The sequence below is a fragment of the Neisseria sp. P0017.S009 genome, assembly GCF_051957375.1.
In the GTDB taxonomy this organism is placed as follows: Bacteria; Pseudomonadota; Gammaproteobacteria; order Burkholderiales; family Neisseriaceae; genus Neisseria; species Neisseria perflava.
The window spans coordinates 199,016-215,785 of record NZ_JBQCWL010000002.1; the positions used below are offsets into that span (position 1 = coordinate 199,016).

Annotated in this window: 12 protein-coding genes; 7 read left to right on the top strand and 5 right to left on the bottom strand. The window is 51.7% G+C overall.

Annotated features, from left to right (window positions below; genetic code table 11):
• Positions 1 to 105: 105 nt before the first annotated feature.
• Complete coding sequence (locus tag ACTHTG_RS03190; RefSeq protein WP_039861983.1) at positions 106 to 900, top strand: thymidylate synthase; 795 nt, start codon at positions 106 to 108, stop codon at positions 898 to 900.
• A gap of 60 nt (positions 901 to 960) precedes the next feature.
• Here the strand turns inward: ACTHTG_RS03190 and ACTHTG_RS03195 are convergent, their stop codons facing one another.
• Complete coding sequence (locus ACTHTG_RS03195; RefSeq protein WP_004519414.1) at positions 961 to 2,397, bottom strand: transferrin-binding protein-like solute binding protein; 1,437 nt, start codon at positions 2,395 to 2,397, stop codon at positions 961 to 963.
• A gap of 362 nt (positions 2,398 to 2,759) precedes the next feature.
• Here ACTHTG_RS03195 and smc point away from each other — a divergent pair, with 362 nt between their 5' ends.
• Positions 2,760 to 6,245 carry a chromosome segregation protein SMC gene (gene smc / locus ACTHTG_RS03200; RefSeq protein WP_308538369.1) on the top strand — a complete coding sequence of 1,162 codons (3,486 nt, stop codon included), beginning with the start codon at positions 2,760 to 2,762 and terminating at the stop codon, positions 6,243 to 6,245.
• A gap of 93 nt (positions 6,246 to 6,338) precedes the next feature.
• On the opposite strand, the gene ACTHTG_RS03205 is transcribed toward smc, so the two are convergent.
• The 3 genes from ACTHTG_RS03205 to pmbA all read right to left on the bottom strand — a co-directional run bounded on the left by ACTHTG_RS03205 (position 6,339) and on the right by pmbA (position 9,590).
• Positions 6,339 to 6,848, bottom strand: a complete 510-nt coding sequence (locus ACTHTG_RS03205) for a cold-shock protein (RefSeq protein WP_308538368.1) — start codon at positions 6,846 to 6,848, stop codon at positions 6,339 to 6,341.
• Between the two features lie 154 nt (positions 6,849 to 7,002).
• Complete coding sequence (locus ACTHTG_RS03210) at positions 7,003 to 8,172, bottom strand: glycosyltransferase (RefSeq protein ID WP_308538367.1); 1,170 nt, start codon at positions 8,170 to 8,172, stop codon at positions 7,003 to 7,005.
• Positions 8,173 to 8,258: 86 nt separating this feature from the next.
• Positions 8,259 to 9,590 carry a metalloprotease PmbA gene (pmbA, locus tag ACTHTG_RS03215; RefSeq protein ID WP_308538366.1) on the bottom strand — a complete coding sequence of 444 codons (1,332 nt, stop codon included), beginning with the start codon at positions 9,588 to 9,590 and terminating at the stop codon, positions 8,259 to 8,261.
• Between the two features lie 124 nt (positions 9,591 to 9,714).
• Here pmbA and yjgA point away from each other — a divergent pair, with 124 nt between their 5' ends.
• The 4 genes from yjgA to ACTHTG_RS03235 all read left to right on the top strand — a co-directional run bounded on the left by yjgA (position 9,715) and on the right by ACTHTG_RS03235 (position 13,787).
• The gene (gene yjgA, locus ACTHTG_RS03220) at positions 9,715 to 10,248 is read left to right on the top strand and encodes a ribosome biogenesis factor YjgA (RefSeq protein WP_070645101.1); all 534 of its coding nucleotides are present in this window, start codon (positions 9,715 to 9,717) and stop codon (positions 10,246 to 10,248) included.
• 71 nt (positions 10,249 to 10,319) lie between these two features.
• Positions 10,320 to 11,030 (top strand): hypothetical protein, encoded by a 711-nt coding sequence (locus ACTHTG_RS03225; RefSeq protein ID WP_308538365.1) that lies wholly within the window; start codon positions 10,320 to 10,322, stop codon positions 11,028 to 11,030.
• 102 nt (positions 11,031 to 11,132) lie between these two features.
• Complete coding sequence (recJ, locus tag ACTHTG_RS03230; RefSeq protein ID WP_440360530.1) at positions 11,133 to 12,833, top strand: single-stranded-DNA-specific exonuclease RecJ; 1,701 nt, start codon at positions 11,133 to 11,135, stop codon at positions 12,831 to 12,833.
• An 18-nt stretch (positions 12,834 to 12,851) separates the two neighbouring features.
• Entirely contained in the window at positions 12,852 to 13,787 is a 936-nt protein-coding gene (locus tag ACTHTG_RS03235; RefSeq protein WP_440360529.1) for a DMT family transporter, read from the top strand.
• Positions 13,788 to 13,882: 95 nt separating this feature from the next.
• On the opposite strand, the gene ACTHTG_RS03240 is transcribed toward ACTHTG_RS03235, so the two are convergent.
• Positions 13,883 to 15,364, bottom strand: coding sequence for an aldehyde dehydrogenase family protein (locus ACTHTG_RS03240; protein ID WP_049335482.1), 1,482 nt, complete (start codon positions 15,362 to 15,364; stop codon positions 13,883 to 13,885).
• 340 nt (positions 15,365 to 15,704) lie between these two features.
• On the opposite strand from ACTHTG_RS03240, the gene adhP reads away from it, so the two are divergent.
• Entirely contained in the window at positions 15,705 to 16,748 is a 1,044-nt protein-coding gene (gene adhP / locus ACTHTG_RS03245; RefSeq protein WP_079453675.1) for an alcohol dehydrogenase AdhP, read from the top strand.
• Positions 16,749 to 16,770 lie beyond the last annotated feature (22 nt).

Sequence of the window (16,770 nt, forward strand, 5' to 3'; positions counted from 1 at the left end):
CGCGAATATGGGGAAGGTTGCCCCATTGAAGACAGAGAGGCAGGCCGTCTGAAAATTCGGTACAATACACACGAAATTCCCACAACACATACATTAAGGAAACACATGAAAGCCTATCACGACCTTATGCGCCATGTTCTCGACAATGGTATCGACAAATCCGACCGTACCGGCACCGGCACGCGGTCCGTGTTCGGTTACCAAATGCGTTTTGATTTGAGTGAAGGCTTTCCGCTGTTGACCACCAAAAAACTGCATCTGCGTTCGATTATTCATGAGCTGCTTTGGTTTCTCAAAGGCGATACCAACATCAAATACCTGAAAGACAACAACGTTTCCATTTGGGACGAATGGGCGGACGAAAACGGCGATTTAGGCCCGGTTTACGGCTACCAATGGCGCAGTTGGCCCGCTCCCGACGGCCGCCATATCGACCAAATTGCCAACGTGGTGGAACAAATCAAGAAAAATCCCGACTCGCGCCGTCTGATTGTATCGGCATGGAATCCGGCTTTGGTCGACGAAATGGCCTTACCACCTTGCCACGCGCTGTTTCAGTTTTACGTTGCCAACGGCAAACTATCCTGCCAACTTTACCAACGCAGCGCCGATATTTTCCTTGGTGTACCGTTCAACATCGCCAGCTACGCATTGTTGACCATGATGATGGCGCAAGTGTGCGGCCTGGAAGCCGGTGAGTTTATCCATACGTTTGGCGATGCGCATTTGTACAGCAACCATATCGAGCAGGCCCAGCTGCAATTAAGCCGTGATTTCCGAAAACTGCCGACCATGAAAATCAACCCTGAAGTCAAAGACTTGTTTGCCTTCAAATTTGAAGACTTCGAATTGGAAGGCTACGATCCGCATCCGCACATCAAAGCAGCCGTATCGGTGTAATCCAAGTTAAAAAACAAAAGACCGTCTGAAACTTCAGACGGCCTTTTTATTTAGGTAGATTTATTGACGTTTCGCGCCATAGCCACCGATTAAGTGTTCGGTTGCATCTTTGTTTTTCAAGCCGTAAGTGCCGCCAATTTCTGCAGCATTGGGGCCGTAAAATTTGCCGTTCAGGTTGCCACTTAACTTGTCATCGGCCGTGCTGACTTTGCCGGAGAAGAGGTTGCCGTCTTTCCAGCTTGCCGTACCTTTGAAATCGTAGTTTTTATCTGCTTTGGATACGCGCTTACCATTTTCCAAAGTATGGAAGTGTGAGTTTGATGTTTCAAAACGGATACCTTTGAGGCCGAAATCAACGATAGCCATGACATTGGAAGTCAACTGACGATTGTTATTATCGGTAACCACATAGGCAGTAGAAATACCTTTGTAGGTGGCTGTACCTTTAGCAGGCAGGGTCGTGAAGACAGTTTCATCGCCCAGGCTTTGGTAGCCTTGGTATACATGTCCTTTAGGGTCGGTGTAATGCGCGAAGGTTTGATATGTCCAGCCGGCCGCAGAAGGATCATGCAACACAATTTCTGTGCCATCGCCAAAATTGATGACATAGACACCGTCGAATTGTTTGTCGAATACCAAGCCATCTTGGTCTGGACGGAAATAGGCTAGATTATTGCTAACATTCTCATTAATTTCTGCTAGTTTAGTTCGATTTTCAAGATTTTTAGCGTGTGAAGTCTTTAATTCTTCAATCTTTGCTTTGATCTCCGTTACTTTTTTATTGTTAACTGGACCTGCTTCTGGATTTTCTTCTTTTTCAAGCTTTTCTTCTTCAGCCTTTAATTTTTTATAATCTTCAGCAATTTTGTCATCCAAAGTTGATTTGCCGTATGCGAATTCGGTATTTTTCTCCTTGCCCGTTTGTTCGCTGACATCAGTTTGAGTATTGCCTTTTGAATATACTTTGGCAATAACAGAAGCGTAACTTGTCCATGTAGGTTGGGTTGCGTTGCCATTAGAGGTCTTATTAAATAATACAACGCCGTCCATTTTGACTTCATCATTGCTGTTAAAGTCAATAGAACTGATCAGACCATTTTGGTTGCGGTCTTGATTGTCCGTTTGGAACATTTTGCCTGCGGCATCTTTGCGGATTTGTACGTTAGGGTTGGATTGCTGTGCACCTTTGGAAGAGATGAAATGTGTGTGCAAAGGCTGGGTAACGTTGGCCGGATCGATTGGAGCTTCATCGGTCAGTTCGGCAAGGTTGTCGGCACTGTTAGTAAGCGTAGTAGACGGAGCTTTCGGAGTGTTGGCATTGCTGTTGTTGGCAGGATTGCCATTGTTGCCAGCAGAGTTGCCGGTATTATTGGTAGGAGTTGCGCCGGTGCTTAAAGCAGATGAACCGCCGCCTCCGCCACCACCGCATGCGGACAAGATGGCTGCGCTGATGGCTGTAAAAACGATGGTTTTAAGTTTGGTTTGGATGTTTGACATGAGATTCCCTGTATGGTTATTCGCTTGATTAAAAGGTCGGAGAGATCGTTTATCTGATTTTTAAACCTTTAATATCTGATAATAACCATAAATCATAAAAAAATAAACAGTTTGTTTGCATTTCTGTACAAAAATTAATCAAAGGGAAGATGGTTGGGTGGATATTTTCTTAGTTAATTGTTTTATATGAATTTATTTTGAATATTTTAGTGAGTTCTATAGCTAGTCTGTTTCTTTTTAACAAACTTTTCAGACGGCCTTTTGAAGATAAAAAAGCAGTCGGACTTTATGGATGCTTTTCTCTCAACGGATAAGCGTATTTCCGTTAAAATACGCCTTCTTTTCCGATTCGAAACATTGCCATGCGCCTTACCCACATCAAACTCTCCGGCTTCAAATCTTTTACCGACCCGACTACGATTCATGTGCCGGGGCAGCTTGTTGCGGTCATCGGGCCGAACGGCTGCGGCAAGTCGAATGTGATTGACGCGGTGCGCTGGGTGTTGGGCGAGGCTTCGGCGAAGCAGCTTCGCGGCGAGAGTATGCAGGACGTGATTTTTAACGGTGCGGCGACGCGCCGTCCTGCGCCGAGGGCTTCGGTGGAGCTGGTGTTTGACAACAGCGACCACAGTTTGCAGGGGGCGTGGGGGCAGTATGCCGAGGTGAGCATCAAGCGACAGCTAACGCGTCAGGGAGAATCGACTTATTTCATCAACAATCAGACCGTGCGCCGCCGCGACATTACTGATTTGTTTCTGGGTACGGGCGTGGGCGCGCGCGGTTATGCCGTCATCGAGCAGGGGATGATTTCACGCATCATCGAAGCGCGGCCGGAGGAGTTGCGCGCCTATATCGAGGAGGCGGCGGGCGTGTCCAAATATAAGGAACGCCGTAAGGAGACGGAAGGCCGTCTGAAAGGCACACGCGAGCATTTACAGCGTTTGGGCGATTTGCAGAACGAGTTGGCGCGTCAGGTGGAAAAGCTCGAGAAACAGGCGGAAACCGCCGAACGCTACAAATCCCTGACCGCGCAGTTGAACCAGCAACAGGATTTGCTCGATTACGCCCAATGGCAGCAATCGCTTGCCGCTGCCGACAAAGCGACCGCGCAGCATCAGTCTTTGCAGGCGCAGCAGGACGAAACCGCCGCGCAGGTTCAGGCATTAAACGACGAAGTACACACCTTGCAGACCGCCGAACAGTCGCAACAGCAGGCGGTACATGAATTGAGCAACAAACGCGGTGTGTTGCGCGAGCAGATTGCCCGTTTGGAAGAACAAATCCGCCATCAGCAAAACCTGCACCAACGCATCGAACGCGACAAGCAGGCAGCGCAGGCGCAGTTGCAGCGCATCCATCAAGAACAGCAGCAAATCCGCGTCAAGCTGGAAGAAAACGAGTTGCAGGTCGAAGAAAAGCAAACCGAGTTGGCGGAATGGGCGATGCAGGTTGCCGAACACGAAGAGCGTCTGCCCGAATTGGAAGAAGCACAAGCCACGCTCAACGCCGCCTTCCAAACCCAGCAGGACGAGGCAAACCGCATCCGCCGCGAACTGGCGTTGAAACAGCAGCAGCTTACCCATGCCGAACAAACCGTTGCCAAACACGAAGAGCGCAAAGGTCGTCTGAAACAGGAAAACCAAGCCCTGAACCTGCCCGACGAAGCCGAGACCGCCGCCGCGCAGGAAGCCTCCGCCTTGTTGCAAAGCCAGCAAGAGCATTACGAAGAACAAATCATTGCCGCCGAAGAAGCCCTACACGCCGCCCGCGAAGCGTTTCAGACGGCCTCAAACCGCTTCCAAAGCCTGAAGCAGCAACACATCACCTTGCAGGCGCAGCAGCAGGCGTTGTCGCAAATCCTGTCGCAACAGCAGGAAGCCGCCGACTTCTGGCAGGCAACCGACCACGCCACCGCGCCGCAACTGTGGCAACACATCATCGCACCCGCCGAGTGGCAGCACGCCTTGTCCGTCATCCTTGCCGAACGCCTGCACGCCCGCTCCGTACCGCACAGCTTCGTTCCCCCCACGCCTTTGCCGCAGGGGCAGGCTGCATGGCTTTCAGACGACCTCTCCGGCGGTATCAAGAAATCCCTGCCCGTACAGGCATTGCTGAACCAAATCCAAGCGCAGCCGCCGTTTCAGACGGCATTGCACCACTGGCTTGACGGCATATTGTGCGCGCCCGATTTGAGCTACGCCCTCGCGCATCAAAGCGATTTGAGCGCACATCAAATCTGGCTTACGCCCGAAGGCCATCAGGTCGATAAAGTCAGCGTCCTGCTTTATGCCAAACCTGCGCAGGAAAGCCTGATTACCCAAAAAGCGCGTCTCGACGGCATCGCGTCCGAACTGGAAAGCCTCGCCCCCGAACTTTCTGCCGCCGAAGCCGCGTTCAAACAGGCGGAGGTTGCCGTGCGCTCGTCCGAAACGCAGCACAAAAACCTGATGCAGCAGCAACAGCAGCACACGCGCCAATACAGTCAAGCGCAGCAACGCGCCGCCGAACTCTTGGCGCGCACCAACCAAGGGCAAATCCGCCGCGAACACATCGAGCGCGAACTGGCGCAGTTGGCGAAAGAACAGACCGTATTGCAACACACGTCCGACGGGCTTTCAGACGACATCGTTACTTTGCAGGAAGCCGCCGCCGAACTCGAACACCAACAGCAAACCACCGCACATAGCCGCCAAGAGCAGCAAGGCCGTCTGAAACAGGCGCAGCTTGCCCTGTTGGAAGCCAACCGCCAATACGGGCTTGCCGAAGTCGCCGTCCACAAGCTCAACCAGCAAAAACAAAACTACCAGCAGCAAATCGCCCAGCTTGAACAGCAAACCTTCGACTGGCAGGAACGCCAACAAGAACTTGCCCTCGCCTATGAAACCGAGTTCCAAAACGACGAGCAGCACATCAAGCTTGAAGAATTGAGCGAAGCCGTACAGACCTTGGATGAAGAATATATTGTCGTACAAGAAAAACTTGCGCAGATTCAGGAGCAAGGCAGGGAACAATACGCCCGCGTACAAACCCTGCAAACTAAGCTGCCGCAGCTTCAGGCAGCCACCCAAACCGCCCTGTTGCAGCAGCAGGAAGCCCTGATCAACGCCAAACGCTACCATCAAAACCTGACCGAACGTGCCGCCAATTTGGATGCGCTCGAAGCCTTGGCGAAAGAATCGCCGAAAGTATTGAACAGCAGCATCGGCAGCCTCACCCAGCAAATCGAAGCCCTCGGTGCCGTCAACCTCGCCGCCCTGCAAGAACTCGAAGAAGCGCGCGAACGCGACGGCTACTACCGCAGCCAGAGCGAAGACGTGCAGGCCGCCATCGCACTTTTGGAAGAAGCCATCGCCCAAATCGACGATAAAACCAAAGCGCGTTTCAAAGAAACCTTCGACGCCGTCAACGACAAAGTCCAAACCTTCTTCCCGACCCTGTTCGGCGGCGGCGAAGCCACCCTCAAAATGATAGGCGACGACCTCCTGACCGCCGGCGTGTCCATCATGGCGCGTCCGCCCGGCAAGAAAAACAGCACCATCCACCTCCTCTCCGGCGGCGAAAAAGCCCTCACCGCCATGAGCCTCGTGTTCGCCCTGTTCAGCCTCAACCCCGCTCCGTTCTGCCTTTGGGACGAAGTCGACGCCCCGCTGGACGACGCCAACACCTCGCGTTTCTGCAACCTGGTCAAAGAAATGTCGGCGCAAACCCAGTTCCTCTACATCTCCCACAACCGCCTGACCATGGAAATGGCAGAGCAGCTCGTCGGCGTAACCATGCAGGAAAAAGGCGTCTCGCGCGTCGTCGCCGTGGACATCAAACAGGCGTTGGAAATGGCAGAGCCGAATTGAGGTAAGAACAAAGGCCGTCTGAAAGAATGAGGAAGAAATCTATAATTTCATCTTCCCATTTTTTCAGACGGCCTTTTTGTATTGGATAAAGCGTTATTGTTTTGAAGTATTATCTTTGGCGCGTTGAGACTGTCCCGAGCGTTGGTTGCTGCCGTTGACGGCATCGCGCCATGCTTTGCGTTCGGCTTCGATTTTGGCGGCTACTTCGTGAACCATGGTTTCTTGTTTTTTGACGGCTGGCTCTTCCGGTGTGTTGTCGGAAAAGTGGAGGCCGTACCACAAGGCGGCGAAAATGCTGCAGACGAAGATAACGGCAATCAGGCCGACGATGGCTTGTTTGCCGGCAAGGGGTTTTTCGGGGGGAGGGACGAGGACATCGAAGCAGTCGGCGCAATCGAGGGCGAAGCAGACGTTTTCGGCTTCTTTGCGGCCGCGCCGGCCTTCTGTGATGTTGAAGGAGATGTGTTGCCCTTCAGCCGGAAGGCGGGTAAGGGTAGTGAAGGCGGCAAGGGCAAGAAAGATTTCTTGGCCTGTGTCTTCTATGGTAGCGGCACCGAAGCCGCGCTTGTTGTTCCAGCGAGTAATCGTTCCGTAATAGCGCATAATGTTTGTGGGGATATTATTATAGGTAACAGTTTTTCTTTGGACTGATTTTAAATCAAAAAGTTTGGTTATTGTCTTAATTTTACACTAGATTTGTCTTGTTGGAAGCAGGCAGGCCGTCTGAAGGATTTCAGACGGCCTGTATGGTTTATGTCTACTTATTAAGCACTTTTTGGAAGGTGTCGATCAGATGTTGCGCAATGGCACGGCTGCCGAATTGTTGCAGGCAATCTTGGCGCAAGCGGACGGGATCGTATTGTGCATGGTTTTCGTAGAGGGTGAGCAATGCTTTGGTCAGTTCCGGTATGTTTTCGATTGGCACCAGCAGGCCGTTGTCGGAAGTGACGATGGATTCGGGGCCGCCGCAGCGTGTGGCGATAACGGGTAAACCTTGCGACAGTGCTTCGATATAGACGACGCCGAAGGTCTCGGTACGGCTGGCGAGGACGAATGCGTTGCTGTGGCGCATAAGGTCTAGGGTTTGGTCGGTGGTCAATGCGCCGGTAAAGGTAACAGCGTGGTTAATGCCCAAGTCGCTTGCCAATTGTTTCAGACGGCCTTCTTCTGCGCCGCCGCCGCCAATTTTGAGTTTGAGCTGCGGATAGGTTTTGAGTGCTTCGGCAAAAGCAGGCAGGAGCAGGTCGTGGCCTTTGAGGTGGCGCAGGTGGGAGACGCTGCAGAAGGTGAAGTCTTGATTGTTTTTCTCGGGGAACTCGAAATCCTGTTCAAAATTGCCGCCCAGCATATTGGGCAGGTATTGCCAGTCTGTACCGGCGTAGGTGTTTTCGAGAATACGGCAGAAATCACGGCTGACGGCGAATCGTGCCGCGCTGTGGCGCACGGCTTCGTGCATGGACGGCCATTGGTTTTTGCGGACAAGGCCGCGTGAAATGGCACTGCTGTGTTCGGTAATCACATAGGGAATGCCGTATTTTTTGAAGATGGCGCAGGCCAAAATGGCGGCATAGTTGACGCAATGGGCGTGAATTACGTCGGGTTTGCCGTTGTCGGCGATATAGGCTTCAAAAGCTTTCATGCCTGCATTGACCCAGCGGATGCGGTCGATGTCGACAACCGGGCAGCGCGGGAAGAAATACATGCTGTCGTAGGCGTAAGTGTTGAGTCCGCCTTGCTGATGGCGGCGCAGGCCGTAGAAGCGCGAGAAGATGGTTTTCGGCTGGCTTCTCAAGTAGCGGAACATGGGTACGACCATGCCGATTTTCATGCCTTCGCGTTGCAGGGCTTGGGCTTGGAGGCGGAAAAAGATTCCGTCCACGTCGGTTTCGGAAGAAGGATACCAAGAGGGGATAACGACAATATGCATGATGTGTTTTTATGGAAGTAGATAACGGCGAGGCCGTCTGAAAAGAAAAGATATCTTTCAGACGGCCTTTTGTATATTTAGTTCAATCAATTGCCGGCAACCGTCATTTTAGAAACCAAGATGGAGCCGATTTGGTTGGACGAACGGCGTAATGCGTCGTCTGCCACGCCGATGATGTCGCGGTACATATCCTGCAAACGTCCGGCAATGGTGATTTCCTGAACCGGATAGGCAATGACGCCGTTTTCCACCCAAAATCCGGCCGCGCCGCGCGAGTAGTCGCCGGTAATGCCGTTGACGCCTTGCCCCATCAATTCGGTAACCAGCAAACCTGTCCCCATTTCTTTCAACAGGTCGGCCTGCGTGGCGTGGGTATGGTTCAGATACAGATTGTGCGCGCCGCCGGCGTTGCCCGTTGTCTGCATACCGAGCTTTTTCGCGCTGTAACTGCTGAGGAAATAGCCTTCGACGATACCGTCTTTCACCACAAAACGCGGCTGCGTGGCGACGCCTTCGGCATCGAAATAAGTGCTGCGGAACGAGCGTAGGATATGCGGTTCTTCGCGCAGGCTGAGAAACTCGGGCAGCACCTGTTTGCCGATGCTGTCAATCAGGAAGCTGCTTTGGCGGTAGAGCGCGCCGCCGCTGAGTGCGCCGATAAGGTGGCCGATTAAGCCGACGGCGACAGTGGTGTCAAACAGTACGGGATAGCTGCCGGTCGGAACGCTGCGGCTGTTCAGACGGCGTAAAGTCCGTTCGGCTGCGGTTTTACCGATGAGTTCGGGCGCGTCCATGTCTTCGTGACGGCAGGAAGAATCGTACCAATAGTCGCGCTGCATGCCATGCTCGTCGCTGGCGACCACGCTGCAAGAAATGCTGTGGTGCGTGCTTTGCTGATGTGCGGCAAAGCCGTGGGTGTTGCCGTAGACGTATTGGTAATGGCCGGTATGAACCGATGCGCCTTCGGAATTTTCAATGCGTTTGTCCGTTGACAGCGCGGCCTGTTCGCATTGCTTGGCCAAATCAATGGCGGATTCGGTACTCAAATCCCATTCGTGGTAGCGGTCGAGGTTGCCGATATGGGTTGCCATCAAGGCAGCGTCGGCAAGGCCGGCGCAATCGTCTTCGGCGGTATAGCGTGCAATATCGATGGCAGCTTTGACCGTATCTTGCAGGGCGCGTTCGGAAAAGTCGGCAGTGCTGGCGCGACCTTTGCGTTGACCGACATAGACCGTAATGTCTAAAGATTTGTCTTGTTGGAACTCGATTTGTTCGATTTCGCCCAAGCGCACGCTGACGCTTTGACCGAGCGACTCGCTGAAATCGGCTTCGGCCGAGGTGGCGCCGGATTGTTTGGCCAAATCCAGCGTGTGTCCGCACAAGCGCAACAGCTCGTCCGGTGTGTGGTTAAACAGCATAAAAAGGTTTCCTGACAGGGTTTTGCGGCATTTTAACCGTTTCAGACGGCCTCTGCAAAAATCGCACGGAAAGGCCGTCTGAAAACTGATAAAATAGGCAGATTCAGAAAATCAGGGAAACACAATGTTTGAACAAGAAGACGAATGGGTCAGCAAAACCCAAATGAAAAAGCAGATGAACGATTTGCAGGCTTTGGGTATGGAATTGACCAAGCTTTCCAGCGATACGCTGAAAAAAATCGGCTTGGACGAAGAGCTGTTCGAGGCGATTGCCACCTATAAAAAAATCACGTCTAACAGCGCGCTCAAACGTCAAGCCCAATTTATCGGCCGCCTGATGCGCGATACCGACCCTGCGCCCATCGAAGCCTATTTGGCCAAACTGCGCGGCGACAATACGGCGCACAATGCCTTTTTGCAACGCGTCGAGCAGGCGCGTACCCGACTGTTGGCAGACGATGGCGCGATTACCCAATTTATGGCCGATTTCCCGCAAGCCGACGCCGGCAAATTGCGCACCTTGATCCGCAACACCAAAAAAGAGCAGGAACAAAACAAACCGCCGAAAAACTTCCGCGCGCTGTTCCAAGAAATTAAAGCAGTGATGGAGGCCGGTCAATCCGATGCTTCGGAAGAAGGGCAGGATTGGGAGGAATAAACCTTAAGGCCGTCTGAAAACCGATTGCAGGTTTCAGACGGCCTGTATCGTAATACCGAAGGAGGATGACCATGAAATTTCGCCACTCTGCAATCGCCCTGCTGGTTGGTGTATTGACCCTCAATGGATGTACTACCGATCTTTGGGAAAGAAATAGCCCTTTCCATCAAACCACAACTGAAAAAACCGTTGCCAAAGACAATATTCACGCATTTGGCGTGGTTGCCAAAGACAATACGCAACTGGAAACAGGCAGCTTGGTCATGATGGGCGGAAAATATTGGTTTGTCGTTAATCCTAAAGATTCGGCTAAGTTGAAGGCGGTTTTGGATGCTAAGCTGAGCAAACGATTTCAAATGGTTCGGCAAAATTCAAAACAGGTGTATGAGGCTTTGCCTGTTGAATTGAAATCCCCTGAAGCGCAAACTTTCCGCTCGAATTTTTGCCTGCGTTACGATACTCAAAAAGCTGCCGAGATTGCCAAGTTAAAACAGCTGGCGTTCAAGCCGGTTGAACTCGATGGTAAAACTGTCTACACACGGTGTATTTCTACCGAAGGTCATTATTATGCGACGCCGAAAAATGTTGCCGAAGACCGCCGTTTTGACACTGCCGTCCCGGTCAGAATTTATTATGTGGAAACCAAAAAAAGCACCGACGTTCGGAAGTTGACGGGGAATATCCTGAAAACGCCATTCACATTGGCTTTGGATGCAGTCGGTGTAGTGATAGCAGGCTCATATGTCGTGATCGGTGAAATTATCGATGCTTCACGTAAATAATATCCAAGGCCGTCTGAAAACGGATTGCAGGTTTCAGACGGCCTGGCCCTTAAAATAAACGCTTCAAAAATATTAATTTCTCTCTATTTAATCCCACACACCATGTCCGTCAAAATCCAAACACGTTCCATTAATCCGACTGTTTTTAACGACTTGCTCACTGCCGGTACCGATCCTTTGATTGCGCGGCTGTGTGCTGCGCGTGATGTACAAAGTCCGGCCGAGTTGGACGACAAGCTTGCAGCTCTTTTGCCGTATCAAACGCTGACAAACTGCGAAGCCGCCGCCGGCCGTTTGGCGGATGCGGTTGAGCGTCAGGAAAAAATCCTGATTGTCGCCGACTACGATGCCGACGGTGCGACGGCGTGTTCCGTCGGTATGAGCGGTTTGGCGGCGATGGGGGCGAAAGTGGATTTTCTCGTGCCCAACCGCTTTGAACACGGCTACGGCTTAACGCCCGAGCTGGCTGAAATCGCGGCAGAGCAAGGTGTGGATTTATTGGTGACGGTGGATAACGGTATCGCCAGCATTGCAGGCGTGGCGCGCGCGCAGGAATTGGGTTTGGATGTGATTGTAACCGACCACCATCTGCCTGCCGAGACCGTGCCCGACTGCATCATCGTCAATCCAAACCAAAAAGGCTGCGGTTTCCAAAGCAAAAGCTTGGCGGGCGTGGGCGTGATTTTTTATGTATTAATGGCTTTGCGTGCCGAACTGCGCCGCCGCAATTATTTTTCAGACGGCCTGAAAGAGCCGAATCTGGGCGACCTCTTGGATTTGGTTGCACTCGGTACCGTCGCTGACGTCGTCACTCTAGACCACAACAACCGTATCCTCGTATCGCAAGGTCTGAAACGGATGCGTTTGGGTAAAATGCGCCCCGGTATCCGTGCCTTGTTTGAAGTGGCACGGCGCGATTGGCGCAAGGCTCAGCCTTTTGATATGGGCTTTGCGTTGGGGCCGCGCATCAACGCGGCCGGACGGCTGGACGATATGTCGGTCGGCATTGCCTGTCTGTTGGCGCGAGATAATGCCGAGGCGCAGGAACTGGCGGCGCAGTTAAACAACCTCAATATCGAGCGCCGCGAAATCGAGCAGTCTATGCTGCAAGACGCGCTGAATGCTTTTCCTGAAACCCTGCCTTCAGGTCAGACGACTTTGGTGGCGTATCGCGACGACTTCCATCAGGGCGTGGTCGGCATCGTTGCCAGCCGCCTCAAAGACCGTTTTTATCGTCCTACTATCGTGTTTGCGCCTGCCGACTACGGCGAAGTGCGCGGTTCGGGACGCTCCATTCCCAATCTGCACTTGCGCGATGCTTTGGACTTGGTGTCCAAACGCTATCCCGATTTGATTTTGAAATTCGGCGGACACGCGATGGCGGCGGGTTTGAGCATACTCGAACACAATATCCCCGCGTTTCAGACGGCCTTTGAAGAAGCCGTGCGCGAGATGGTGTGCGAAGACGATTTGTCGCAAACCTTCATCACCGACGGCAGCCTGCCTGCACGCGACATTACGCTGGAACAGGCGCAAAACCTTGCTAAACACGTTTGGGGGCAGGGCTTCGCGCCACCGAGTTTTACTGACGAATTTCATGTTGTCCGCCAGCAGCCGTTGGGTGCGGAAGGCAAACACAAAAAAGTCTGGCTGCAAAAAGACGGCTACGAATTTGAAGCCATGTTCTGGCGTTGCAGCGAAGACATTCCAGAATACATCCGCACGGTGTACCGCCCCGTTGCCAACGAATGGCGGAACAATCTCGAATTGCAGCTTTATATCGACTACTGGGAAGCCGCGTAAACAAAGGCCGTCTGAAAAATGAAGAAACAAAAACCTTGGCTCGGCTTTTCATTGGCGTTGCTTGCCACCATGACTTGGGGTTCGCTGCCGGTCATCGCCCAACAGGCATTAAAAGCCGTCGATGCGCCCACGCTGGTGTGGATACGTTTTTTAGTGGCTTCGCTGGTGTTGTTTGTGCTGTTGGGGCTGACCGGCAAGCTGCCGAGGCCGTCGGAATTTTCCAAGCAAACCTTATTTTTATTGATGCTGGGCATTATCGGTATTTCCGCCAACTTTGTGCTTGTTGCCATGGGCTTGCACTATATTTCTCCGACAACCACGCAGGTGTTGTGGCAGCTTTCTCCCTTTACCATGATTTTGGTCGGCGTAGGCGTGTTTAAAGAAGCCTTTACGCATTGGCAAAAAATCGGCTTGATGCTTTTGCTGACGGGTTTGGTCATGTTTTTCAACGACAAATTCGGCGAACTTTTCAGCTTGGGCAGCTATGCGGTCGGCGTAATGATGGCGGCTTCGGGCAGTATGATCTGGGTGTGCTACGGCGTGGTGCAAAAACTTCTGTCCAAACATTTCAATTCGCAACAAATCCTGCTCATGATCTATTTTTGCAGCAGCTTTGTTTTCCTGCCGTTTGCCGAACCGTCGCAAATCGCCCATATCGGCAATCCGTTTTTATGGGGTTGCTTTATCTATTGCTGCCTGAACACGCTGATCGGCTACGGTTCATTCGGCGAAGCGCTCAACCATTGGGACGCTTCAAAAGTCAGTATCGTCACCACGCTGATTCCCGTATTCACCATGATATTTTCCACCATCGGCCATCATCTCGCCCCCGATTATTTTGCCGCTTCAGATATGAATATCGTCAGCTATGTGGGTGCCATGGTAGTTGTGACCGGAGCCTTGCTGGCGGTGGCCGGAGAGAAAGTAATGGGGCTTTTTTTGAGAAAGATATGAAGCATTTATTGCAAAACAGAATAAAACAAGGCCGTCTGAAACAGGTTTCAGACGGCCTTTATATTTTCTAAATCAGATTAATGTGGAACGGCGGATTAATAGAAGCCTTCGCGTTCTTCACGGGTGCTGATGTAGATGTTTTTCACTTGGGTGTAGGCGGCGAGCATCATTTTGTGGGTTTCTCGGCCGATACCTGAAGTTTTGTAGCCGCCAAACGGCGCGCCGGCAGGCAGGCGGTTGTAACAGTTCACCCAAACGCGGCCGGTTTCCAATGCATTGGAAACACGCAGGCAGCGGTTGATGTCGGTACTCCACACTGCGCCGCCCAAGCCGTATTCGCTGTCGTTGGCCATTTTGATGACTTCTTCTTCGGTTTTGAATTTAATCACGGTGGCAACCGGGCCGAAGATTTCTTCTTGGGCAACACGGGCTTCGTTGCTGCTGGCTTCAATCAAAGTAGGCTCGACAAATTCGCCTTTGCCCAATGCGCCTTCGATTTTTTTACCGCCGGTAATGATGCGGCAGCCTTCCTGTTCGCCGATTTTGACGTATTTCAAAATGGTCTCGAGTTGACCGGCGTTGACTTGCGAACCCATTTGGGTGTCGTCTTCCCAAGGCAGGCCGACTTTGATTTTTTTGAATTCTTCAGCCAAAGCATTGACGAATTTGTCGTAAATGCCTTCTTGTACAAAAATGCGCGAACCGGCGCAGCAGACTTGGCCTTGGTTGAACAAAATACCTTTTTGCGCGCCTTCGAGGGCTTTGTCGAAAGGCATATCGTCGAAGAAGATGTTGGCAGATTTGCCGCCCAATTCCAAAGTGGACGGAATCAGCAATTCGGCAGCGGCGATGCCGACGCGGCGGCCGACTTCGGTTGAACCGGTAAAGGCCAGTTTGTTGAAGCCTTTGTGGTGCAGCATGTATTCGCCGGATTTGGAACCGCGGCCGGTAATCACGTTCAACACGCCTTTAGGCAGCAAGTGGTTGATTTTTTGAGCGAGGGACAATAGGCTCAATGAAGTGCTGGAAGAAGGGTGGATGACGATGGTACAACCTGCGGCCAATGCCGGAGCGATTTTCCATGCGGCCATCAAGAATGGGAAGTTCCAAGGAATGATTTGGCCGACAACGCCGATCGGTTCGCGCAGAACGATGGATAAGTCTTCGGCGTCAAGTTGGGTCGCAGTGCCTTCTTCGCCGCGGATCACGCTGGCGAAATAGCGGAAATGGTCGGAAGCCAATGGTACGTCGGCGGCGCGGGTTTCGCGGATCGGTTTGCCGTTGTCCAAGGTTTCTTGCAGGGCGAACAATTCTGCGTTTTCGTCAATCACGTCGGCGATTTTGTTCAAAATGGCCGCGCGTTCGGCAGTCGTGGTTTTGCGCCATGTTTTGAACGCTTCTTGGGCAGCGGCCACGGCAGCATCGACATCGGCGTCGGTTGCGTCTGTGAACTTGGCCAATTCATCGCCATTGGCAGGGTTGTAAGAGGATAAAAGTTTGCCTTCGCTACCTTTCGTCCATTCGCCGTTGATTAAAAGACCATATTCTTTATCAAACACATTTAAATCTTTTGCCATAATACTGTCTCCTTAATGAATGGGAAGGCGTATTTCTGCGCCATAAAAACAGCTTATGCTTTTTTCTTTTTAAGTTCAAGTACTAAAAATGATAATGTTCTCAAAATTTACATTTGTAATGTTATTTCATGTAGCAGGCCGTCTGAAAAATAAAGGATTTGATTGAAATGAAAGTGCATTTGTTAATATATTTAAAGATTCAGATGGTTTGAATAGGATTTGTTATGGTATAACATCATAACTCGTTGTTTTGAAAAAGATTATGGGTTGACGGTTTCGAACATGGGGAGTATTCTCATTTATAGCTAAACAGTTTTTCAACACCCTAGGAGACTCTCTCATGAAAATGCATGCTGTGGTAGTAAATAAAGATGTAGCAGGTGATGTAGAAGTTGTTGAACGCGAACTGCGTCCGCTGGAATACGGCGAGGCGTTGGTAGAAGTCGAGTATTGCGGCGTGTGCCACACCGACTTGCACGTTGCAGCAGGCGATTACGGCGACAAACCGGGTCGCGTGTTGGGACACGAAGGCATCGGTTTGGTTAAAGAAGTTGCTGACGGTGTGAAAAATCTGAAAGTCGGCGATCGTGTCAGCATCGCATGGCTGTTCCAAAGCTGCGGTTCTTGCGAATACTGTAATACCGGCCGCGAAACCTTGTGCCGCTCCGTATTGAACGCAGGTTATACTGCCGACGGCGGTATGGCGACCCACTGTATCGTGAGTGCCGATTATGCGGTCAAAGTTCCTGAAGGCTTGGATCCTGCGCAAGCTTCGAGCATTACTTGTGCCGGTGTGACCACTTATAAAGCGATTAAAGTTTCCGGCGTTCGTCCGGGTCAATGGATTGCGATTTACGGCGCAGGCGGTTTGGGCAACTTGGCGGTTCAATACGCGAAAAAAGTGTTTGGCGCGCACGTTGTTGCCGTTGACGTCAACGATGAAAAACTGGCTTTTGCCAAAGAAACCGGCGCTGATTTGGTGATCAATGCCGCCAAAGAAGATGCGGCTCAAGTCATCCAAGAGAAAACCGGCGGTGCACACGCAGCCGTGGTAACAGCCGTATCCGCTGCTGCCTTTAATTCAGGCGTTAACTGCGTCCGCGCCGGCGGCCGTGTCGTTGCAGTTGGCTTGCCACCTGAGTCTATGGACTTGTCTATCCCACGTTTGGTATTGGACGGCATCGAAGTGGTCGGCTCTCTGGTCGGTACCCGTAAAGATTTGGAAGAAGCATTCCAATTCGGCGCAGAAGGTTTGGTTGTGCCTAAAGTCGAATTGCGTGCTTTGGATGAAGCACCTGCCATCTTCCAAGAAATGCGCGAAGGTAAAATTACCGGCCGTATGGTGATTGATATGAATAAAGAGTGCAGCTGCATTCATCACTAATCAAATGATTTTGTGACAAAAA